The sequence below is a fragment of the Streptomyces bacillaris genome (assembly GCF_003268675.1).
GTDB lineage: Bacteria > Actinomycetota > Actinomycetes > Streptomycetales > Streptomycetaceae > Streptomyces > Streptomyces bacillaris.
Window position 1 is genome coordinate 5,595,707 of the sequence record NZ_CP029378.1, and the last position, 21,060, is coordinate 5,616,766.

Annotated in this window: 18 protein-coding genes and 1 pseudogene; 8 read left to right on the forward strand and 11 right to left on the reverse strand. The window is 72.2% G+C overall.

Going from position 1 to position 21,060, the window contains the following annotated elements; genetic code table 11:
• Positions 1-152 precede the first annotated feature (152 nt).
• The 4 genes from leuA (at position 153) to DJ476_RS24235 (ending at position 4,496) form a co-directional block, all read left to right on the forward strand.
• On the forward strand, positions 153-1,949 hold the full coding sequence (leuA, locus tag DJ476_RS24220; protein ID WP_112491557.1) for a 2-isopropylmalate synthase: 1,797 nt from the start codon (positions 153-155) through the stop codon (positions 1,947-1,949).
• A gap of 165 nt (positions 1,950-2,114) precedes the next feature.
• Positions 2,115-2,819, forward strand: a complete 705-nt coding sequence (locus DJ476_RS24225) for a tellurite resistance TerB family protein (protein ID WP_103421344.1) — start codon at positions 2,115-2,117, stop codon at positions 2,817-2,819.
• Between the two features lie 41 nt (positions 2,820-2,860).
• Complete coding sequence (gene recO, locus DJ476_RS24230; protein ID WP_006124319.1) at positions 2,861-3,607, forward strand: DNA repair protein RecO; 747 nt, start codon at positions 2,861-2,863, stop codon at positions 3,605-3,607.
• 73 nt (positions 3,608-3,680) lie between these two features.
• Positions 3,681-4,496 (forward strand): isoprenyl transferase, encoded by an 816-nt coding sequence (locus DJ476_RS24235; RefSeq protein ID WP_103421343.1) that lies wholly within the window; start codon positions 3,681-3,683, stop codon positions 4,494-4,496.
• Between the two features lie 77 nt (positions 4,497-4,573).
• Here the strand turns inward: DJ476_RS24235 and DJ476_RS24240 are convergent, their stop codons facing one another.
• The 4 genes from DJ476_RS24240 to DJ476_RS24255 all read right to left on the reverse strand — a co-directional run bounded on the left by DJ476_RS24240 (position 4,574) and on the right by DJ476_RS24255 (position 7,949).
• Positions 4,574-5,008: a Fur family transcriptional regulator gene (locus DJ476_RS24240; protein WP_018487080.1), complete on the reverse strand. Its 435-nt coding sequence runs from the start codon at positions 5,006-5,008 to the stop codon at positions 4,574-4,576.
• Positions 5,009-5,140: 132 nt separating this feature from the next.
• Complete coding sequence (locus DJ476_RS24245; RefSeq protein ID WP_112491558.1) at positions 5,141-6,040, reverse strand: metal ABC transporter permease; 900 nt, start codon at positions 6,038-6,040, stop codon at positions 5,141-5,143.
• Complete coding sequence (locus tag DJ476_RS24250) at positions 6,040-6,825, reverse strand: metal ABC transporter ATP-binding protein (RefSeq protein WP_103421363.1); 786 nt, start codon at positions 6,823-6,825, stop codon at positions 6,040-6,042. Before DJ476_RS24250 ends, DJ476_RS24245 begins: the two co-directional genes overlap by 1 nt.
• 74 nt (positions 6,826-6,899) lie before the next feature.
• Positions 6,900-7,949 (reverse strand): metal ABC transporter substrate-binding protein, encoded by a 1,050-nt coding sequence (locus tag DJ476_RS24255; protein ID WP_112491559.1) that lies wholly within the window; start codon positions 7,947-7,949, stop codon positions 6,900-6,902.
• Between the two features lie 177 nt (positions 7,950-8,126).
• On the opposite strand from DJ476_RS24255, the gene DJ476_RS24260 reads away from it, so the two are divergent.
• Positions 8,127-9,509 (forward strand): glycine--tRNA ligase, encoded by a 1,383-nt coding sequence (locus DJ476_RS24260; protein WP_018487076.1) that lies wholly within the window; start codon positions 8,127-8,129, stop codon positions 9,507-9,509.
• Positions 9,510-9,790: 281 nt separating this feature from the next.
• A complete protein-coding gene (locus tag DJ476_RS24265) occupies positions 9,791-10,015 on the forward strand; it encodes a DUF6243 family protein (RefSeq protein ID WP_112491560.1) in 225 nt (74 codons plus the stop codon).
• Between the two features lie 129 nt (positions 10,016-10,144).
• Here the strand turns inward: DJ476_RS24265 and DJ476_RS24270 are convergent, their stop codons facing one another.
• A complete protein-coding gene (locus tag DJ476_RS24270; RefSeq protein ID WP_112491561.1) occupies positions 10,145-10,624 on the reverse strand; it encodes a MarR family winged helix-turn-helix transcriptional regulator in 480 nt (159 codons plus the stop codon).
• 30 nt (positions 10,625-10,654) lie between these two features.
• Here DJ476_RS24270 and DJ476_RS24275 point away from each other — a divergent pair, with 30 nt between their 5' ends.
• Together DJ476_RS24275 and DJ476_RS24280 are read left to right on the forward strand one after the other, a co-directional pair.
• Positions 10,655-11,719, forward strand: a complete 1,065-nt coding sequence (locus DJ476_RS24275; protein ID WP_103421338.1) for a GNAT family N-acetyltransferase — start codon at positions 10,655-10,657, stop codon at positions 11,717-11,719.
• A gap of 23 nt (positions 11,720-11,742) precedes the next feature.
• Positions 11,743-12,525 (forward strand): formylglycine-generating enzyme family protein, encoded by a 783-nt coding sequence (locus DJ476_RS24280; protein ID WP_318294902.1) that lies wholly within the window; start codon positions 11,743-11,745, stop codon positions 12,523-12,525.
• A gap of 76 nt (positions 12,526-12,601) precedes the next feature.
• Here the strand turns inward: DJ476_RS24280 and DJ476_RS24285 are convergent.
• The 6 genes and pseudogenes from DJ476_RS24285 to DJ476_RS24315 form a co-directional block, all read right to left on the reverse strand.
• Positions 12,602-13,915 (reverse strand): annotated as a pseudogene (locus tag DJ476_RS24285) (MFS transporter); the annotation flags it as partial.
• Positions 13,912-14,580, reverse strand: coding sequence for a GTP cyclohydrolase II (locus DJ476_RS24290; protein WP_112491563.1), 669 nt, complete (start codon positions 14,578-14,580; stop codon positions 13,912-13,914). The pseudogene DJ476_RS24285 and the gene DJ476_RS24290, both read right to left, overlap by 4 nt.
• Positions 14,577-15,587, reverse strand: coding sequence for a PIG-L deacetylase family protein (locus DJ476_RS24295; protein ID WP_318294779.1), 1,011 nt, complete (start codon positions 15,585-15,587; stop codon positions 14,577-14,579). Before DJ476_RS24295 ends, DJ476_RS24290 begins: the two co-directional genes overlap by 4 nt.
• Positions 15,584-18,007 carry a glycosyltransferase gene (locus tag DJ476_RS35755; protein WP_318294780.1) on the reverse strand — a complete coding sequence of 808 codons (2,424 nt, stop codon included), beginning with the start codon at positions 18,005-18,007 and terminating at the stop codon, positions 15,584-15,586. Before DJ476_RS35755 ends, DJ476_RS24295 begins: the two co-directional genes overlap by 4 nt.
• Positions 18,007-19,713, reverse strand: coding sequence for a WD40 repeat domain-containing protein (locus DJ476_RS24310; RefSeq protein WP_103421331.1), 1,707 nt, complete (start codon positions 19,711-19,713; stop codon positions 18,007-18,009). The genes DJ476_RS35755 and DJ476_RS24310 overlap by 1 nt, the downstream gene beginning before the upstream one ends.
• 81 nt (positions 19,714-19,794) lie before the next feature.
• Positions 19,795-20,898, reverse strand: coding sequence for an SAM-dependent methyltransferase (locus DJ476_RS24315; protein WP_318294781.1), 1,104 nt, complete (start codon positions 20,896-20,898; stop codon positions 19,795-19,797).
• Between the last annotated feature and the right edge of the window lie 162 nt (positions 20,899-21,060).

Sequence of the window (21,060 nt, forward strand, 5' to 3'; positions counted from 1 at the left end):
GCTAGGCTCGTCGCATCATGCGTTTCGGGCTGCTTCTCCTTAGCTGCCGCGGCGAGGGCCTGTAGTCGTAGGCCGACCCCCTCCCCGCGGAGTCTGGTGCTGCAGCGACACCGTCGGCCGACCCCAAGTCGGACCCCGAGGAGCCCTACGTCATGACGACGCCCGTGAACCCTGCCGGTGCTGTGAACCCCGCCGAGAACACTGTCGGCCGCCCCACCCCCGTCACCAACGCGACGCAGCTCCAGAAGCCGTCCGGGATGCCGGTCCACAAGTACCGCGGTTACGAGGCCGTGGACATCGCCGACCGCACCTGGCCGGACAACCGGATCACCGTCGCGCCCCGCTGGCTGTCGACCGATCTGCGCGACGGCAACCAGGCGCTGATCGACCCGATGAGCCCCGCCCGCAAGCGCGAGATGTTCGATCTGCTCGTACGCATGGGCTACAAGGAGATCGAGGTCGGCTTCCCGTCCTCCGGCGAGACCGACTTCGCCTTCGTGCGCTCCATCATCGAGGAGGGCGCGATCCCTGAGGACGTGACGATCTCCGTCCTGACCCAGGCCCGCGAGGAGCTGATCGAGCGGACCGTCGAGTCGCTGGTGGGTGCCCGCCGGGCCACCGTCCACCTGTACAACGCCACCGCCCCCACCTTCCGCCGGGTCGTCTTCCGCGGCTCGAAGGAGCAGGTCAAGCAGATCGCGGTGGACGGCACGCGGCTGGTGATGGAGTACGCGGAGAAGATCCTGGGCCCCGAGACGGTCTTCGGCTACCAGTACAGCCCGGAGATCTTCACCGACACCGAGCTGGACTTCGCCCTGGAGGTCTGCGAGGCGGTCTGTGACGTCTGGCAGCCCGAGGAGGGCCGCGAGATCATCCTGAACCTGCCCGCCACCGTGGAGCGCTCCACGCCCTCCACCCACGCGGACCGCTTCGAGTGGATGTCCCGCAACCTGACCCGCCGCGAGCACATCTGCCTCTCCGTCCACCCGCACAACGACCGGGGTACGGCGGTGGCCGCGGCCGAGCTGGCCATCATGGCCGGGGCCGACCGCATCGAGGGCTGCCTGTTCGGCCAGGGCGAGCGCACCGGCAACGTCGACCTGGTCACTCTGGGCATGAACCTGTTCTCGCAGGGCGTGGACCCGCAGATCGACTTCTCGCAGATCGACGAGATCCGCCGCACCAGCGAGTACTGCAACCAGATGGAGATCCACCCCCGTCACCCGTACGCGGGCGACCTGGTCTACACCGCCTTCTCCGGCTCCCACCAGGACGCCATCAAGAAGGGCTTCGACGCCATGGAGGCCGACGCGGCCGCCCAGGGCAAGAGTGTCGACGACATCGAGTGGGCCGTGCCGTACCTGCCGATCGACCCCAAGGACGTCGGCCGCTCCTACGAGGCCGTCATCCGCGTCAACTCGCAGTCCGGCAAGGGCGGTATCGCCTACGTCCTGAAGAACGACCACAAGCTGGACCTGCCGCGCCGGATGCAGATCGAGTTCTCCCGGATCATTCAGGCCAAGACCGACGCCGAGGGCGGCGAGGTCACCCCGACCCAGATCTGGTCCGTCTTCCAGGACGAGTACCTGCCCAACGCCGGGAACGCCTGGGGCCGCATCCAGCTGCGCTCCGGCCAGACCACCACCGACACCGACGGCCGGGACACCCTGACCGTCGAGGCCACCGTCGACGGCACGGACACCGTCCTGACCGGCACGGGCAACGGCCCGATCTCCGCGTTCTTCGAAGCGCTGCAGGCCATCGGCATCGACGCCCGGCTGCTGGACTACACCGAGCACACGATGAGCGAGGGCGCCTCCGCCCAGGCCGCCTCGTACATCGAGTGCGCGATCGACGGCAAGGTGCTGTGGGGCATCGGCATCGACGCCAACACCACCCGCGCCTCGCTCAAGGCGGTCGTCTCCGCCGTCAACCGCGCCTCCCGCTGACACCCGGCAGTGGTCGTACGGCCCCCGATCGCCCGCTCCGGGCGATCGGGGTTCGGCCATATCCGAGGGTTGTGACCTCCGGAGTACTGACGCCACATCACGCATGTGGCTAACATCACGTCCAACACACGGCAGTGTTGCCGGAGCGTTACGGAGGTGTGCGACGTGCGGTCAGTCAAAGGACAACGCGCTCTGAGGCCGGTCCTCTGCGGCATCCGCACGGTCTGGGACGCCGTCGGCGACGGGGCCTTCTTCTGCCCCGGCTGCGGCGGCGACCGCAACTACCGCCGCCTCACCGGCCGCCGCCGGCTCACCGTCCTCGGCATCCCGCTGGCCCGCCGGGGCGAGACCGGGCCCGTCGTCGAGTGCGCCGCCTGCTGCGCCCGCTTCGCCCCCGACGCCCTGGACCACCCCACCACCACCCGGTTCTCCTCGATGCTCCGGGAGGCCGTCCACACCGTCACCCTGGCCGTCCTCGCGGCCGGCGGGACCACCTCCCGTACGGTCCTGGAGACCGCTGTCGGGGTCGTCCGCGACGCCGGGCTCGACGACTGCACCCAGGAGCAGCTGTACACCGTGGTGGAGGTCCTCGCCGCCGACGCCGGGTTCGGCACCGCGGCCGACCCGACGGCCGAGGCGTGCGGCCCGGCCCTCGCCATCGAGCTGCACGAGGTGCTGGCCCCGCTCGCCCCGCACCTGGCCACCGCCGGCCGTGAGTCGGTGCTGCTCCAGGGGGCCCGGATCGCGCTGGCCGACGGGCCCTACAGCCCGGCCGAGCGCGAGGTCCTGACGACGGTGGGCGGCGCCCTGCGGCTCCCGGCCGCCGACACCGCCCGCCTGCTGGCCGCGGCGGCCCGTACGCCCTCGTAGGAAGCGCCCACGGCCGTCCGGATGTGGGCGACAATGGGCCCATGAGCTTGTTCCGGGACGACGGCATCGTGCTGCGTACGCAGAAACTGGGCGAGGCCGACCGGATCATCACGATCCTCACCCGCGGCCACGGCCGGGTCCGCGCCGTCGCCCGGGGGGTGCGCCGCACCAAGTCCAAGTTCGGTGCCCGGCTGGAGCCGTTCTCCCATGTCGACGTGCAGTTCTTCGCGCGCGGCAGCGAGCTGGTCGGCCGGGGGCTGCCGCTCTGCACCCAGAGCGAGACGATCGCCCCGTACGGCGGCGGGATCGTCGCGGACTACGCCCGCTACACGGCGGGCACCGCGATGCTGGAGACCGCCGAGCGGTTCACCGACCACGAGGGCGAACCGGCCGTCCAGCAGTACCTGCTCCTCGTCGGCGGCCTGCGCACCCTCGCCCGGGGCGAGCACGCGCCCCATCTGATCCTGGACGCGTTCCTGCTGCGCTCACTGGCGGTCAACGGGTACGCGCCGAGCTTCGAGGACTGCGCGAAGTGCGGGATGCCGGGGCCCAACCGGTTCTTCTCCGTCGCGGCGGGGGGCGTCATATGCGGTGACTGCCGGGTCCCCGGCAGCGTCGTACCCTCGGCACAGGCCCTCGAACTGCTGAGCGCACTGCTCAGCGGCGACTGGGCGACGGCGGACGCCTGCGAGGCCCGTCATGTCAGGGAGGGGAGCGGGCTGGTGTCCGCCTATCTGCACTGGCATCTGGAGCGCGGCCTGCGCTCGCTGCGGTACGTGGAGAAGTGACGCGGGCCCCAAGCGCGCCCCAGGGAGCGCGACGCGTTACGTGAAGAAGTGACACAGGGAGACTGAGAAGCTCATGGCAGTACGCGGGATCCTCGGCGGCCGAAACCGGCGCACGTACAAGACCCCCGAGCCGCACCCCTCGGGCGCGGTGCCGCCGAAGATCCCCGGCGAGCTGGTGCCCCAGCACGTCGCCGTCGTGATGGACGGCAACGGCCGCTGGGCCAAGGAGCGGGGGCTGCCCCGCACCGAGGGCCACAAGGTCGGTGAGGGCGTCGTCATGGACGTCCTCAAGGGGTGCATCGAGATGGGCGTCAAGAACCTCTCGCTCTACGCCTTCTCCACGGAGAACTGGAAGCGGTCCCCGGAGGAGGTGAAGTTCCTGATGAACTTCAACCGGGACGTGATCCGCCGCCGCCGCGACGAGATGGACGAACTCGGCATCCGGATCCGCTGGGTGGGCCGCATGCCCAAGCTGTGGAAGTCCGTCGTCCAGGAGCTCCAGGTCGCCCAGGAGCAGACCAAGGACAACGACAGGATGACGCTGTACTTCTGCGTCAACTACGGCGGCCGCGCCGAGATCGCGGACGCGGCGCAGCGCATCGCCCAGGACGTGGCGGCCGGGAGGCTGGACCCGTCGAAGGTCAACGAGAAGACGTTCCAGAAGTACATCTACTACCCGGACATGCCGGACGTGGACCTCTTCGTGCGCCCCAGCGGCGAGCAGCGCACCTCGAACTACCTGATCTGGCAGAGCGCGTACGCGGAGATGGTCTTCCAGGACGTTCTGTGGCCGGATTTCGACCGCCGGGACCTGTGGCGTGCCTGCCTGGAGTACGCCCAGCGCGACCGCCGCTTCGGCGGGGCGGAGGAGGCGGAAGCCGCCAAGTGAGGACGGCGGAGAAGTGAGGACGGCGAAGGGGCGGGCCCGGTGCTTCGTGCACCGGGCCCGCCCCTTCCGTACGTCCGTTACGCCTTCTTCTCGGCGCACTCCGCACAGGTGCCGAAGATCTCGACGGTGTGCGCGACGTTGACGTAGCCGTGCTGGGCGGCGATCGTCTCGGCCCACTGCTCGACGGCCGGGCCCTCCACCTCCACGGCCTTGCCGCAGAGCCGGCAGACCAGGTGATGGTGGTGGCTGTCGGTCGAGCACCGCCGGTAGACGGCCTCGCCCTCGGTGGTGCGCAGGACGTCGACCTCGCCCGCGTCGGCGAGGGACTGCAGGGTCCGGTAGACCGTCGTGAGGCCCACGGAGTCGCCGCGGTGCTTGAGGACGTCGTGCAGCTCCTGGGCGCTGCGGAACTCGTCGACCTCGTCGAGGGCCGCCGCCACCGCCGCCCGCTGCCGGGTGGACCGGCCGCGTACCGGCGCTGCGTTCGTGCCACTGATCGGCGCCGTGGCCACAGGTGCCTCCTCGTGTCGCCCGTACATGTGTCGGGCCATTGTGCCAGCCCGCCCGGGCGCCGCACTCAAACGCGCACGTCACTCGGCCACACGTACCTGCGGACGGTCATACGCGCACGTCGTACGGGTGCGTCATACGCGGACGTCGTCCGCGCCCCGGCGGGCCGCCGGTACTTCCAGGGTGCACTCCGCACCCTTCGTCTCGCTCGCCCGGGCGCGCCTGCGGGCGAGCGGAGCCGCGAGCGCGGTCAGCGCGACGAACACCGCGATGGCCAGCAGCACGATCGTCGCGCCGGGCGGGACGTCCTGGTAGTACGAGGTCACGGTGCCGGTCAGGGTCACCGCCGTACCGATCACCACGGAGAGCACGAACGTCACCCGGAAGGACTTGGTGATCTGCTGCGCCGCCGCCACCGGCACCACCATCAGCGCGCTGACCAGCAGCAGCCCCACGACCCGCATCGCGACGGTCACCGTCACCGCGGCCGTCACCGCGACCAGCAGGTTCAGCACCCGCACCGGCAGCCCGGTGACCCGGGCGAACTCCTCGTCCTGGCTGACCGCGAACAGCTGCCGCCGCAGCCCGACCGTGACCAGCACCACGAAGGCGGCCAGCACGGCGATGGCGATGACGTCCGACTCGGAGACGGTGGAGAGCGAGCCGAAGAGGTACGAGGTCAGATTGGCGTTGGAGCCGGTGTCGGAGAGGTTGATCAGCATGACGCCGCCCGCCATGCCCCCGTAGAAGAGCATCGCCAGGGCGAGGTCGCCGCGTGTGTGCCCGTACCAGCGGATCAGCTCCATGGTGACCGCACCGGCCACGGCGACGGCGGTGGCCATCCAGATGGGGCTGGTGGAGAGCAGGAAGCCGAGGCCGACGCCGGTCATCGCGATATGGCCGATGCCGTCGCCCATCAGGGCCTGCCGTCGCTGGACCAGGTAGATGCCGATGGCGGGCGCGGTGATGCCGACCAGCACGGCCGCGATGAGCGCCCGCTGCATGAAGGGAGGGTTCAGGAATTCGAACAGCATCAGGTCAGCAGTCCCGTCCGTACGGGCTCGGCGGCCGCGTGGGGGTGTACGTGGTCGTGGCCGGGCAGGGCGTGCTGGCCCAGCGCCTCCGGCGGCGGGCCGTCGTGGGTGACGCAGCCGTCGCGCAGGACGACGGCCCGGTCGATCAGCGGCTCCAGCGGCCCCAGCTCGTGCAGGACCAGGAGCACCGAGGTGCCCAGCGCCACCTGCTCGCGCAGCGTCGCCGCCAGGATCGCCTGGCTGGCCAGGTCCACCCCGGCCATCGGCTCGTCCATGATCAGCAGCTCCGGCTCGGCGGCCAGGGCGCGGGCGATCAGGACCCGCTGGTGCTGGCCGCCCGACAGGGCGCTCACGGAGTCCTTGGCGCGGTCGGCCAGGCCCACCAGCTCGATGGCCCGCTCCACGGCCGCCCGGTCCGCCTTCCCCGGCCACCGCAGCTTCGTACGGGCCAGCCGGCCGGAGGCGACGACCTCGCGGATCGTGGCGGGCACCCCGCCGGCAGCCGTGGTGCGCTGCGGTACGTAACCGATGCGGCCCCACTGGCGGAAACGCCGCAGCTCGGTGCCGAACAGCTCGACGGTGCCGCCGGTCAGCGGGACCTGGCCGATCGCGGACCGTACGGCGGTGGACTTGCCGGACCCGTTGGCGCCGAGCAGGGCGACGACCTCGCCGCGCCGCACGGTGAGGTCCACCCCGCGCAGCACGGGGCGCGCGCCGAGCGTGGCCGTGGCGCCGCGCAGGCTGACGACGGCCTCGCGGTTGGTGGTGCTCTCACGCTCCGGCATGAGTGCCTCCGATCCGACGGTCGTACGAGTGAAACGGGTGGTGCGGGTGATGCGGGTGGTATCGGCGGTGCGGGTCACTTCGCGCCGAGTGCCTTCTGCAGCGCGGCGAGGTTGGACTCCATGACCTCGATGTAGTCAGCGCCCTTGGACTTCTCCGTGATTCCCTCCAGCGGGTCCAGGACGTCGGTCTTCAGCCCGGTGTCCTTCGCGAGGGTCTTCGCGGTCCTGTCGCTGGCGAGCGTCTCGAAGAAGACCGTGGTGGCCTTCTCCTTCTCCGCGATGGTGTGCAGCTCCTGGATCCGGGCCGGGGTCGGCTCGGCCTCCGGGTCGATGCCCGCGATGCCCTGCTGGGTGAGCCCGTAGCGCTCGGCGAGGTAGCCGAAGGCGGAGTGGGTGGTGATGAAGGTCTTGGTGGCGGTGTTCTTCAGCCCGCTCTCGTAGGCCTTGTTCAGCTTGTCCAGCTCGGCGACGAGGGCCTCGGTGTTCTTCTTGTAGTCGGCCGCGTGGTCCGGGTCGGCCTTCTCCAGGGACTTGCCGACGCCCTGGGCGACCTCGGCGTACTTCACCGGGTCCAGCCAGATGTGCGGGTCGGCGCCGCCGTCCTGGCCGTGGTTGTGGCCGTCGTCCTCGGAGTGCTCCTCGTGGCCTTCCTCGCCCTCGTGACCGTGCTCGTCCTCGTGGCCGTGGCCCTCTTCGCCCTCATGGCCGTGGTCGTGGCCGCTGACCTCGGCTCCGTGGTTCTCCAGCGTGGTGAGGGTCGCGGCGTCGACGGTGTTCTTCACACCGGACTGCTTGATCGCGTCGTCCACGGCGGGCTGGATGCCCTTGAGGTACAGCACGTAGTCGGAGTTGCTGATCGAGCCGATCTGGCGCGGGGTGAGCTCCAGGTCGTGCGGCTCGACGCCCGGCTTGGTGAGGCTGGTGACCGCGACGTGCTCGCCGCCGATCCGCTCGGCCAGGAACTGCATCGGGTAGAAGGACGCCGTCACCTTCAGCTTGTCACCGCCGCCGCTTCCGTTGCCCCCGTCGGCGGCGTCGGAGGTGGAGCAGGCCGAGAGAGCGGTCAGACCGAGGACGACTGCTCCGGCGACGGCGGTGGTGGGTATGAGGCGACGTACGTTCATGACAGTCATTTTCAACAAAACTGGAAACGATTGTCAACAAGGATGATGAGATGCCCGGAAGATCACATAGGGGAGTCGCCCGGGTTCCGCGCACCGCCACCGATTTGATCCGGGGGGTGCGCGCGCCGGTAATCTGGCCCCTTCGCCCGTTCGTCATCGTCGTATGAAGAGAGCACCGTGGCCGCCGACAAGATCGACACCATCGTCAGCCTGAGCAAGCGCCGTGGCTTCGTCTACCCCTGCAGCGAGATCTACGGCGGTCAGCGTGCCGCCTGGGACTACGGGCCGCTGGGCGTCGAGATGAAGGAGAACCTGAAGCGCCAGTGGTGGCGCTACATGGTCACCGCGCGCGAGGACGTGGTCGGTATCGACTCGTCGGTCATCCTGGCCCCCGAGGTCTGGGTCGCCTCCGGCCATGTCGCCACCTTCTCGGACCCGCTGACCGAGTGCACCTCCTGTCACAAGCGCTACCGCGCGGACCACCTGGAGGAGGCGTACGAGGACAAGCACGGCAAGCCCCCGGTCAACGGCCTCGCCGACCTCAACTGCCCCAACTGCGGCAACAAGGGCACCTTCACCGAGCCCAAGCAGTTCTCGGGTCTGCTCTCCACCCACCTCGGCCCGACCCAGGACTCCGGCTCGGTCGCCTACCTGCGCCCCGAGACCGCCCAGGGCATCTTCACCAACTTCGGCCAGGTGCAGCAGACTTCGCGCAAGAAGCCGCCGTTCGGCATCGCGCAGATGGGGAAGTCCTTCCGGAACGAGATCACTCCGGGCAACTTCATCTTCCGGACCCGTGAGTTCGAGCAGATGGAGATGGAGTTCTTCGTCAAGCCGGGCGAGGACGAGGAGTGGCAGCAGTACTGGATGGACCAGCGCTGGAACTGGTACACGGACCTCGGCATGCGCGAGGAGAACATGCGCTGGTTCGAGCACCCGAAGGAGAAGCTCTCCCACTACTCCAAGCGCACCGCCGACATCGAGTACCGCTTCCGCTTCGGCGGCAGCGAGTGGGGCGAGCTGGAGGGCGTGGCCAACCGCACCGACTACGACCTCAAGGCGCACTCCGAGGCCTCGGGCACCGACCTGGTCTACTACGACCAGGAGGCCAACGAGCGCTGGACGCCGTACGTCATCGAGCCGGCGGCCGGTGTCGGCCGCGCGATGCTGGCGTTCCTCCTCGACGCCTACGTCGAGGACGAGGCCCCCAACGCCAAGGGCGTCATGGAGAAGCGCACCGTGATGCGCCTCGACCACCGCCTCGCCCCGGTCAAGGTCGCGGTCCTGCCGCTCTCCCGCAACCCGCAGCTCTCCCCGAAGGCCAAGGGCCTCGCCGCGGACCTGCGCAAGAACTGGAACATCGAGTTCGACGACGCGGGCGCCATCGGCCGCCGCTACCGCCGCCAGGACGAGATCGGCACCCCGTTCTGCGTCACCGTCGACTTCGACACCCTCGACGACAACGCGGTGACCGTGCGCGAGCGCGACACGATGAAGCAGGAGCGCGTCTCCCTGGACCAGATCCAGGCGTACCTCGGCGCCCGTCTGCTCGGCTGCTGACGCGTCCGTACGCTCCTTCCGTACGTGTGAGGGGTGAGGCCCCCGGTTCCGCTCGGCGGAGCCGGGGGCCTCACCCGTTCCGGCCGGGCGCGGCCGCCGACGGCCGGAAAACCTGGTGCGGCGCGCTCCGGGAGCGGGGTACGGTTTCCGTATGTCTTCGTTCTTCCAGATCTACGAGTGAGAGCGCGGCGGGTGAGTCCACCCCGCCGCCCCCGGGACCGCCACGACCGGTCCCGATCACCTTTCGCTGATTCACTTCTCACCCCGAACGGGAGAACGCCATGGCCAAGGGCCGCAACAACCTCCTCGGCGTCGGCGGGCAGCGCAAGAAGCTGTCCCGCGCCGACCAGCAGGGCGCGGGCACCGCGCGCGTTGCCGACCGCAAGGTCGCCGAGGACAAGAAGCAGGAGCTGGTCCGCAAGATGCGCGAGCGCGCCGAGGCCCAGACGGCCACGACCGCCGAGGAGTCCGGGCAGTCCGGGCAGGGCGCTCCCGCGCAGAGCTGACACCTGAGCAGTACGCCGTACGGCGGTGGGCCCGGATCATCCGTGATCCGGGCCCACTGTTCTGTTCCGGCCGCCCGAGGCGTCGGAGATGTCGGGCTCCATCTTCTCTGCCCTTCTCCGTCACGGGAGTTACGCGCCGGGCGCCGGCCCGTCGGCCGCGAGCTTCCGCGCGATGGCGCCGAGGGCCGCCAGCTCCTCCGGGTCGAGGCGGTCGACGACGTGCCTGCGGACGGAGGCGACGTGGGAGGGGGCGGCGTCCCGCAGGATGTCCCAGCCCGTGGGCGTCAGGACGAGGAGGCAGCCCCGGCCGTCGGCGGGGTCGGGGGCGCGCCGGACGAGGTCGCGCGCTTCCATGCGGGAGGCGTGCCGGGAGAGCCGGCTGCGGGACCAGCCCATCTTGTCGGCCTGCTCGTGCAGCGTGCTGGTGCCGTCCGGGCGCTCGGACAGGGTGCTGAGCACCTCGTAGTCCGGCTCGGAGAGGCCGAGTCCGGCCAGGTCCCGCGCGGTGCGGACCTGGATGGCGGTGACCATGCGCAGATACGCCCGCCAGGTGCTCTCCTCGGCGGCCGAGAGCCACTCGACCGGGGAATCCGGGTGATTCGTTGACATGGAACCAATCTACCGGCTAATTTCGTTTCCATGACAACGACACGCCCGCGCATTCTTGTCCTGGTCTCCAGCACCCGCCCCAACGCGCTCGGCCCCGCCGTCGGCCGGTGGCTGACCGACACGCTCGCACCCGACGCCGAGCGGCTCGGCGTGGACCTCGTGCTCCAGGCGATCGGTGATCTGGAGCTGCCGTTCCTGGACGAGGAGGAGCACCCGTCGTCCGGCGTGTACCACCACGAGCACACCCGCCGCTGGAGCCGGATCGTCGACGGCGCGGACGGCTTCGTCGTCGTGACGCCGGAGTACAACCACGCCATGCCCGCCACCCTGAAGAACGCCCTCGACTACCTGGGCCCCGAGTGGGCCTGGAAGCCGGTCGGCTTCGTCAGCTACGGCCACACCTCGGCCGGCACCCGGGCGGTCCAGCACGCCAAGCAGGTCGTGACCGCCCTGCGGCTGGTTCCCGTGGGGGCGACCGTCGCCCTGCGGATCGGGGACGTGGTGCGGGGGGACGAGCTGGCGCCCCAGCCGCGCCACGCGGACGCGGCCCGGGGGCTGCTGGCCGAGCTGGTGCGGGCCGCCCACGCCCTGGCCCCGATGCGGGAGCGCGAGCACCCGGCAGCCGTCGAGGGCCCGCTCCCCGGCTCGTACGCGCGCCGGCTCGGCCCGGACGACGCGGCCGAGGTCACGGTGCTCCAGCGCTGCTGCTGGCTGGAGGAGGCCCTCCTCAACGACACCCTGGCGATCCCGGTGCTCCACGAGTCCCCGGCCGACGTCCGCGCCTGGCTGGCCGACTGGGACGTGACGGGCCTCTGGCGGGACGGCCGGCTGCTCGGCATGGTCCGCACCCGCCGTACCGGCACCGACCTGCAGGTGGGACGGCTCGCCGTCGTCCCCGACCTGCGGGGGCTCGGCGTGGGCCGCTGGCTGCTGCGCCACGCCGAATCGGCGGCGGAGAAGGGCGGGCGCATCGTCCTGTCCACCGGCGCCGCCAGCCACCGCAACCTCGCCCTCTACCGGCGGCAGGGGTACGTTCCGCTCCCTGGCGGCCAGGAGGAGGGCGTGGTGGACCTGGCCAAGCCCGTCGCGGTGTGAGCGGCCGTACCGGCGAGCAGGACATCGGTCAGGAAACAGAGGACCGGGCAGCGGCGGACCAGGAAAAGGAGCAGCTCGTGGAACAGGTGGACTGGGTCGACATCCCCGCCGGGACCCTGCGTCGGGGCACGCCCGCCGACGCCGTACCGGCGGTGGCCCATCGCTACGCGGACACCGGCGTCCCGGTGGAGTGGTATCTGAAGGAGGCCCCGCGCACCGAGACCCACGTACCGGCCTTCCGGATCGCCCGGACCCCGGTCACCGTAGGGCAGTGGGCCCTCTTCGCGGCGGCCACCGGCCGCCCGGAGCCGCAGGGCACGGCGGACCACCCGGTCATCGGGGTCGCCTGGGAGGAGGCGGTGGCCTACTGCCGGTGGCTCGGGGAGCGCATCGGCCTCGCTGTGCGGCTGCCCACGGAGGACGAGTGGGAGCGGGCCGCGCGGGGCGACGACGGCCGGGAGTTCCCCTGGGGCGACGAGTACCGCACCGGCCTTGCCAACCTCGTGGACCTCGGCCTCGGCACCACCACACCGGTCGGCTCGTTCCCCGAGGGCGCCAGCCCCTTCGGCGTCCTGGACCTGGCGGGCAACGCCGACGAGTGGACCTCCACGCTGTACGCCCCCTACCCCGGCGCCCCCGACGACGTGCCGAAGACCGAGGACTGGGCCTTCGACCCGCACATCACCCGGGGCGGCGCGTTCCGCCACGACCGGGATCTGGCCCGCTGTGCCCGTCGGCACGGGGCGTACGAGAAGGACCTGACGGCGATCGGCGTCGGCTTCCGGCTGGCGGCTCCGGCTCGGTGACCGGGTCCCGGGGTGCCCCGACGGCCTGCTCCCGGGGCGCCTCGGCCGTCCGGCCCCGGGGCGCCCCGAGGCGCTCCGGTGACATCCGGCCCGCCAGGTGGTACCCCGCCCCGCCCAGCGCGGTCAGCACCCCCAGCACGCCCCACAGCAGCAGGGTGTGACGCTCGATCAGGGCCCCGACCAGGGCGGGCCCGGTGATGGCCGACACCGTCCAGGTGAGGTTGACGACCGAGAGGTAGCGGCCCCGGGCGTGGCGGGGTGCCACGGTCGCGGAGACCGCCGTCATGGCGGGGGTCGCCGCCATCTGCCCGAAGGTGAACAGCACGACGGCCGCGCAGACCAGCACCACCCCCACGGCGCTCCCCGCCGCCGGCAGGACCGCCAGCAGCAGGAGCGTGGCGAGCATCAGGACGGTGCTGCGGACGACGACCCGGCTGCGCCGGACCGTGGCCAGCCGGGCGGTGAGCGCGGACTGCGCCACCACGATCAGCAGGGCGTTGAGGGTGAAGGCGGTCGAGGGCAGCCAGGCGGGCAGCCCGCGCACCGCCACCAGATAGACCGGCAGCACGGTCGTGGGGATCAGCCAGGCGAAGACGAACGCGGTCTGCGCCCCGATCAGCACGAAGACCGTCCGGTCGCCCAGGAGCGCCCGCCAGCCTTCTTCGTCCACGGCGGTCTCCGTCTCCGGTACGGCGGTGGCGGCCGGCCGGGGAGCGGCGGCGGCCCGCACCCGGCGCCCCGGGTAGGCGAAGAGCAGGGCCGTCACGGCGCTGGTGCCCGCGTTGATCAGCACGATCAGGACGGCCGCGCCGGACCAGCCGGTGCCCAGCAGGGCCCCGCCGACCGCTCCGCCCAGCCCCACGCTCGCGTTCTTCCCGGCGGCGGTGAACGCGTACCACCGGTCCAGCTCCTCGCCCTGCGCCAGATCGGCGACGAACGCGGGCCACGACACCCAGTACACCCGCTCCGCGCACAGCACGACGAAGAGCACCGCGACCAGCGAGGCCTGGCTGTCCACCAGCAGGTAGCAGAGGTAACCGGCCGTCGCCAGAAGGTTGTTGGCGACCAGGGACGCCTTCGGCCCCCAGCGGTCCACGGCGATCCCGGCCAGCGGCGCGACCGGCAGGGAGAGCAGGGTCGCCAGGCTCGTTCCGTACCCCACCTCCTGGACCGTCAGGTCGGTGGTGAGCAGGAAGAACAGGAAGTTGAGCGGGATGAACATCCCCACGCCGAAGGAGTCCAGCGCCGTCGCGGCGACGATCCGGCCGTTGCCGGACAGGCGCGGGATTCCCAGCCGGTCGGCCAGGTGCGCCTTCCTGGAGCCGGGGGCGCGCCCGGAGTCGCCCGGGTGGACTGTGCCGGAACCGGGAGCGTGCTCCTCCTCCGTCACGTCCGTTCCGGGTCGGGCAGCTCGATCCGGTGACCGGCGACCTCCCGTTTGGCCAGCAGATAGCCCCGGTTGGTGCTGCGGACGAACGCCCCGGTGGACCGGGTGGAGCGCACCTCCACCCCGCTGTCCGTCAACTGCCGCGCCTTGTCCGGGTTGTTGGTGAGGAGCTGGATGGCGTCCACCGAGAGCGCGGCGAGCATCTGGGCGGCGGGCCGGTAGTCGCGCAGGTCGTCGGCGAAGTTCAGCTTCCGGTTGGCCTCGAAGGTGTCCAGGCCGCCGTCCTGGAGGAGGTACGCGTCCAGCTTGTTGTACAGGCCGATGCCCCGGCCCTCCTGGCGGAGGTAGAGCAGGACGCCCCCGTGGTGGGCGAGGAGGTCCAGCGCCTCCCGGAGCTGGGGCCCGCAGTCGCAGCGCCCGGAGCCGAACACATCGCCGGTCAGGCACTCGGAGTGGACCCGCACCAGGGGGGTGTCCCGCTGCCGCTCCCCGAAGACCAGGGCGATGTGCTCCCGGCCGTCCACGAGACCGGCGAAGCTCAGCATTCTCGCCGTCACCGTGCCCGTACCGGTCTCCACCGGCACGGGCACGTCGGCGCGGACCGCTGCGGGCAGTAAGGGGGGCGAGGGGGTGTCGAGCCCGGCGGCCGTCGGAACCGTGCTGCTCATGTGTCTCTTCCTCCTGGCGGGGACGGTGCGGGTGGGGGAGGGGGCGGTGGGGGAGGGGGACCGGCGTCCACCGGCTCCCACAGGTGCGCCGGCAGGTCCCACGCGTACTCGCGCCCCAGGTTGGCGGGGTCGAGCAGCTTTCCGTAGGAGGCCCGGTCGAGTTCGGGGACCTGGGTGCGGTGGCAGCGGATCGCCCGCTCCTTGGCGGCCGTGGTGTCACCGTCGAGGGCGTACGGGAGGGGCCTGGCCTCCTCCTCCGAGGCGTCGGGGAAGTGCGTCCCGAACCACTCGGTCAGGGCGAGCGGGTCCGCGTTGTGCCAGGTGTAGGTGGACCACGTGCCGTGGGCGCGGTGGCGGTTGCTCATGGCGAAGAGCTGGTACGGGTAGTCGGCGTAGAGCCGCACCCGGGGCGGCCGTCCGGCGGCGGCGAGTTCACGGCAGGCGGCCAGGCCGGTGTCGCGGACGGCCAGATGGTCCGGGTGGCTCCCGATGGCGGAGGGCAGCCACACCTCCCCGGCCCGGCCGATCCGCTCCCGCATCTCCCGGCGCAGCGCCCCCGTGTCCGGCGGCCCCGTCCGGTACTGGCCGTCCAGGTGGTCCCAGGCGTCCAGCTCCACCCCCGTACCCCGGTAGGCCGCCGCGTCCTCGCGCAGCCGCTCCAGGGCCATCCCCCGTGACGTACGGGCTCCGAGGAGCTTGTCCCAGGGGGCGAGGAAGACGGGGTCCCCGGGCACCCCGGCGAAGACGGTCACCGCCTCACCGCCGGGCCGCAGCGCACCGAAACAGGAGAGCACCACGTCGTCGGCGTGCGGCGAGAACACCAGGACGGGGGCGGCGGGCCCGCCGGCACCCGAACCGGCACCAGCCCTTTCGGGACCAGCACCAGCACCAGCACCAGCGTCGGGACCAGCACCAGCACCGGCACTGACACCGGCACCGACACCGGCCCCCGTATCGGCACCAGCCCCGAAACCGGCGGCGTCCGCGCCCCGGGCGTCAGCGGTCATCGTTCCTCCAGTGTCAACGGACGGGACCAGATCAGTGCGGCGTCGGGAAGGGCGGCGAGCCGTTCCGGCGGCAGGGGCGCCGGGCGGCCGTACGCCTCCCGGTCGTCGAACCCGGCCCGCAGCCCGTCCTCGGCCAGCGCGACCAGCGGCCCCACCCGGTGCCGGGCCCACAGCCGCAGGTCGGCGCGGTCGGCGGTGCCGCCGAGGACCAGGCTGCGCAGGCAGAGCCGGACCCGGTCCCCTCCGGCGGCGGGCGCCCGGCCGGGCGGGGTGTGCAGGGCCATCAGATAGGCGGCGTACCAGATCTCCTCGCACAGGGCGCCCAGCAGCCCGCTCGGCGGCCGCAGCGCCGTCACGGCCCGCGCCGAGCGGCCCCGCCCCCGTCCTTCCTGCCCCGCCGCCCGCAGATAGCCCTCCCGGGAGACCCGGCGCGGCGCGGGGGTGTCCGCCGCCAGGACCAGCTGGACCCGGCCCTTGAACAGATGGACCAGCACGTCCGGGGCCGCCGCCACCGGCCCCGCCGGGTCGGGCCCCTCGGCCGTGTCGTCGGCGAAGCAGGCGGAGTGGCGGGGCCCGTACACGTCGTTGCCGACCAGACTGGCCCCGTCGGCGTGCTCCACCCAGTGCGGTACGGGGATCAGCACCCGCCGCCCCCGGCGCCCGAGTTCGCGGGCCAGCACGGTGTCGTCCGGCTCCGGCCCGGTGACATCGGCCGGTACGGCGGCCAGCAGCGCGTCCACGTCCGCGCGGGGCAGGACGAGGGCCAGGCTCGGGGTCCACTCGCCCGGCACGGCGGGCACCCAGGCGGCACCCTGGAGGGCCGCCGCGCGGGTGGCGGCGCCGTTCCAGGAGTTCCAGTTGGCGTACAGGGCCAGCGGGGCGTCGGGCAACTCCCTTATGCCATCGGCAACTCGGGCGGTGAAGTCCCGGCAGGGCAGCACGTCGTCCTGGAGCACGACATGGTGCGTGGCGTCCGGCGCCACCGCCGCCCACGCGGCCCGCGCCGTCCGCAGGGTCCCGGGCCCGCCTCCCGGCACGGGGTCGGTGACCACCCGGGCACCCCACCCGGCCAGCCCGGCGGCCAGCTCCGCCGCCTGGGCGGCCCGGCGAGGATGGGCCATCACGGCTGCGCCGACCACGGCGGCGTGGCCGAGACTGCTGACCGATCCCACGCTCTCAGTCGTCATGCGAACCCGCCTCCGGAGCCGGACGCTCAGCGGAGTCGCCTGCCGAACTCCCGTACGGAGTAGAGCCATTGACCCGGACTCCAGCTCCGGCGACCGCCCCCACCGCAACCCCCGCCCCGCCAGAGGACCCCTCCCGTACGCTGTGCCACCCCCGCTCCCCCGCGCCCACTCGTACAGCGCCAGGTACACCGCGAAGGCCCCCACCATGTGCCAGGGCACGACGAGGGCCCAGCCCGCCGCGTCCGTACGCTGCCGGTAGGCCGGGTCGCGGCGGGCGCCCAGGACGCAGGCCGCGTCCGCCAGCAGCAGGGCGAGTGCCGCCGGGCGCAGGCGGCGCACGGCGACGGCGCCCGCGCAGACCACCGGCAGTGCGGCCCGGGCGGCCAGGGAGCCGACCGTGACGGCGCCCAGCAGCCGCCCCCGGGGCGGGAGTCCGCGCCAGCTCACGGCGACCGCGCGGAGCTGTCCCCGGGTCCAGCGGGCCCGCTGGCGCAGGGCGGCGGCGGGGCGTTCGGTGGCGCTGACCCGGGAGGGCGAGGCGAGGAACCCGGTCTCCACCCCGGCCCCCATCAGCCGCAGGGACCAGTGGTAGGACTCCTCCACGTCGTCCGAGCGCACGGGCCGCACCAGGTCCCAGGTGGTGGCCCAGGCGTAGACGGAGCTGCCCGCCACCACATGGACCCCGGCCAGCCGTTTGAGGCCGCGCACCGAGGCGTGCCACACCGCGTCCTCGCCCGCCTTGGCGCGCGCGGTGAGCCCGGTCCCCGGTTCGCTGAACTCCTCGGCCTGGACGAGCGCGTGGCCCTGCTCCAGGGCGTGGACGGCCTCGGCCGCCTGCCCCGGCGCGGGGACCACATCGGCGTCCAGGATGGCGATCACCTCGCCCTCGGCGTACGGGAAGGCGTGGTTGAGCGCCGCCCCCTTCGGGCTCATGCCCGGCAGGCGCAGCAGCCGCCAGTCCAGCCCGGCCCGCCGGTACGCGGCCATCGCCGCGCCCGCCCGTGCCGCGTCCTGGTCCCCGGCGGCGCCCGCCTCGACGAGCCAGAGCACCTGGAGGAGTTCGTCCGGGTAGTCCAGGGCGGCGATCGCGCGCGCCGACCGCTCGAAGGTGGCGGCGCTCTCGCGGTAGAGGGGGGTGAGCACGGTCAGCCGGCGGGTGGGGCGCCGACCGGGCGGCACGCCCGCCACCGCATGGGGGTGCAACGGCCGGGTGGGCACCAGCAGATCGGTCATCACGCGGTCCGCGAGGCGTCCGGCGCGATCTCGTGGACCGCCCCGTCGTAGGAGGAGGCGAGGAAGAGGCCGCGGGCGCTGTCGTACGTCACGGAGGAGATGCCCGCCGTGGTCGGGCGGACGTCGGTGGACCAGCGGCCGGTCTCCCGGTCGTAGACCGTCACGCGCCCGTTGTACGCGCCGATGGCGATGCGTCGGCCCTCGTCGTCGGCGCTGACGCACTTCAGGGAGTGGCGGTGCGGGGTGGGCACCTCGGTGACGGTGAAGTCGGGGCTCCACAGGCGCAGGACGAGGTCGCGCGAGACGCTGGCGAACCAGCCGCCGTCGCCCAGCCCCACGCACCCGTTGGCGATCATGCCGTGCGCGTCCGCCAGGGTGTGGCGCCGGGTCAGCCCGCCCGTCTCGTGCCAGGCCGCGCCGCCGTCCGCCGAGACGGAGAAGACCAGCTCGCCGGAGAGGGCCACGCCCTTGACCGCGTTGCCGTGCAGGGGCACGTCCCGGATGTGCTCCAGCGTGCCGTCGTCCGCCTCGGCCAGGACGACGCCCTCGCCGGTGTACGCCCCGACGACGACGTGCCGCCTGCCGTCCCGTTCGAAGGCGACCGCGCAGTTGAGCGGGGAGCGGTGCTGGTGGACCGGGGCGCCGGTGAGCGCGTCGAAGACGGTCCCGAGCTGTCCGCCGGTGACGATCGTGTCCCCGACGGGCGTGAGGAAGTTGCAGAGGCTGCCCTGCTCGGCGTGCACCTCACCGTCCCGCCACAGGACGCCCGCGTCCCCGATGGTGTACGTCGAACCTCCGTGTACGGCAACGGCGTTGAGGCCCCAGGTGGGGGCGACCGGGTCCTCGCTCCACCGGCCCGCGGCGAAGTCGTAGCGGTGGTAGCGGTCCCCGAACGTGCCGAAGACGATCTCGGAGCCCGCGGCGAAGGCGCAGGTGCGCGGCCAGACGACGGGCGGCAGGGCGACGCTGTCGCGCAGCTGGGGGGCCGGGCCGGACACGTCCCACAGCCGCATCGTCCGGTCGTAGCTGAGGGTGATGAGCAGCCCGCGCTCCTCGCCCAGCACCACGCGCTTGATCCCCGCGTCATGGGCGGGCACGTAGTGGCGCTCCCCGTCGCGGAGGACGATCAGCTCCCCTTCGTCGTTCCCGGCGTAGACCGTGCCGTTCCCGCCGATGGCGACGGTGTCGGTCTCCACCCCGCCGAGGTCCAGGTCCTCCACGAGCCCGCCGGTCTCCAGCGACCAGCGCTTGATGGTCCCGTCGTCGCTGGAGCTGATGATCTCCCGGCCGTCGTGGCTCCACCCCACCGAGATGACGTCGGCCTTGTGCCCGCCGAAGACGTGGAGCAGGTCACCGGCGAAGTCGAAGACCCGGACGCGGTGGTCGCGGGAGGCGGTGGCCACCTTCTCCTCGGTGGGGTGGAAGGCGGACATCTCCACGTCGTCCTCGTGGTGGCCGAGCACCGCGCGCAGCCGCATGTCGGGGACCGACCAGATGCGGGCGCTGTAGTCGCTGGAGGAGGTCACCAGGAATCTGCCGTCGGGGCTGAAGGCGCACTGGTTGGCGAGGTGATCGTGGGCCACCCGGGCGAGCGGGACGCGGGTGCGCTGGTCCCAGAGGATGACGTGGTTGTCGTACCCGGCGGTGGCGACGTAGGAGTCCTCGTGGGCGGCGACGCCGCTGATGGGGCTGGAGTGGCGGATCACGGTGAAGGTTCCCTTCGTTGGGCGCTTGCGGGCTCGTACGGGGGAGAACACGTGGTGCCTGGGAGGTCGGAACGGGGGAAGTCAGTTCCGGCGGTAGACCAGTCCGACACTTCCCCTTTTCCGTTGATAAGCGACGCCCTCCACCAGGAAATCCATCCGGGGCGGCACGAGGGTGTGCCGCCCGGCCGGCCGCCATTTCTCTTTTCCCGGACCGGAGAACCAGGGCAGCAGGGAACTCTCGATGAATTCGGGCGAAGAGGTGATGAGCAGCAGATCGGTGGGAAGGCCGTCGACCACGGAAATGTCGTCGATGTAGTAGAAGATTTCCGCGAGGAGATAGGCGTCGGCGGGGAAGTGGCGCTTCGACGCCAGCTCCTCCAGGGTGTCCGCCGTGAGGTCGGCGGTGCCGAGCCGCCGGGAGAGCCGCCGCCGGAATTCGTCGTGCGGCTCGGTGGCGGTCACCGTGAGCCCGCTCGCGCGGAGCGGTGCGGTCAGCGCCCCCTCGCAGGCGCCCGGCTCCACGACGGTGAAGTCCGTGCCGCCCAGCGTCCCGCGCACCCAGCGGGTGGTGGCGGCGACCCGCTCCCGTTCGTACGCGGAGGTGTCGAGCCCCCACGGATCGGGCGGCACCTCCACATGCCCGAGCGGGGCGTAGAGCAGGTAGTGCAGATGCTCCGCCTGCCCGGGGCCCAGGCTGAAGAACTGCTCGCAGGAGGGCGCGGTGGCGGTGATGACCTGGGGCTGCCGCTCGCCCTCACCGCTCAGCAGCTCCGGCGGCAGCCGGTTGAGGGCGTCCAGCTTGATGCCCAGCAGCCGCCCGTCCAGGGGGTGCGCGCGGTCGACGGCGAACTGCGAGTGCCCGGCGTGCCCGACCGCGTACCGTACGGGGCGTCCGCCCGCCGCACGGGCCGCCAGCAGCCCCGAACGCGCCTGCTCCGCCCGCCAGTCGGCCGGATTGTGCGCCCACCAGACGGCACCGTCCTCCGCCGCGGACCCGAGGACCGGCGCGTCGGTGACCGTGGCCGGATCCCCGGGCCCCGCCTCCCGCAGCAGCCGCTCCACCCGCGCTTCCAGACCCTCCGGGGGAAGCTCGGCCGTCCGCCCGCCGAGCCCGGTCAGGACGACGCGCACTTTCTCGTCCGGTGAATCCAGAATGCTGAGGAATTCACTCAGGACATCGGCCACGGAATGAGCTATGACGGCGTGCAAAGCTACCCCCGTTGTCCCCTGTGGGATCGGAGCTGAACTATAGGCACGGCGCCGATTTGAAGTAAAGGGTGCGGTGGCCTTCCCGGGCCGGGAGGGCGGGCCATTCCTACCTCTTTGCCGATGGTCCGGCCGGGCCGC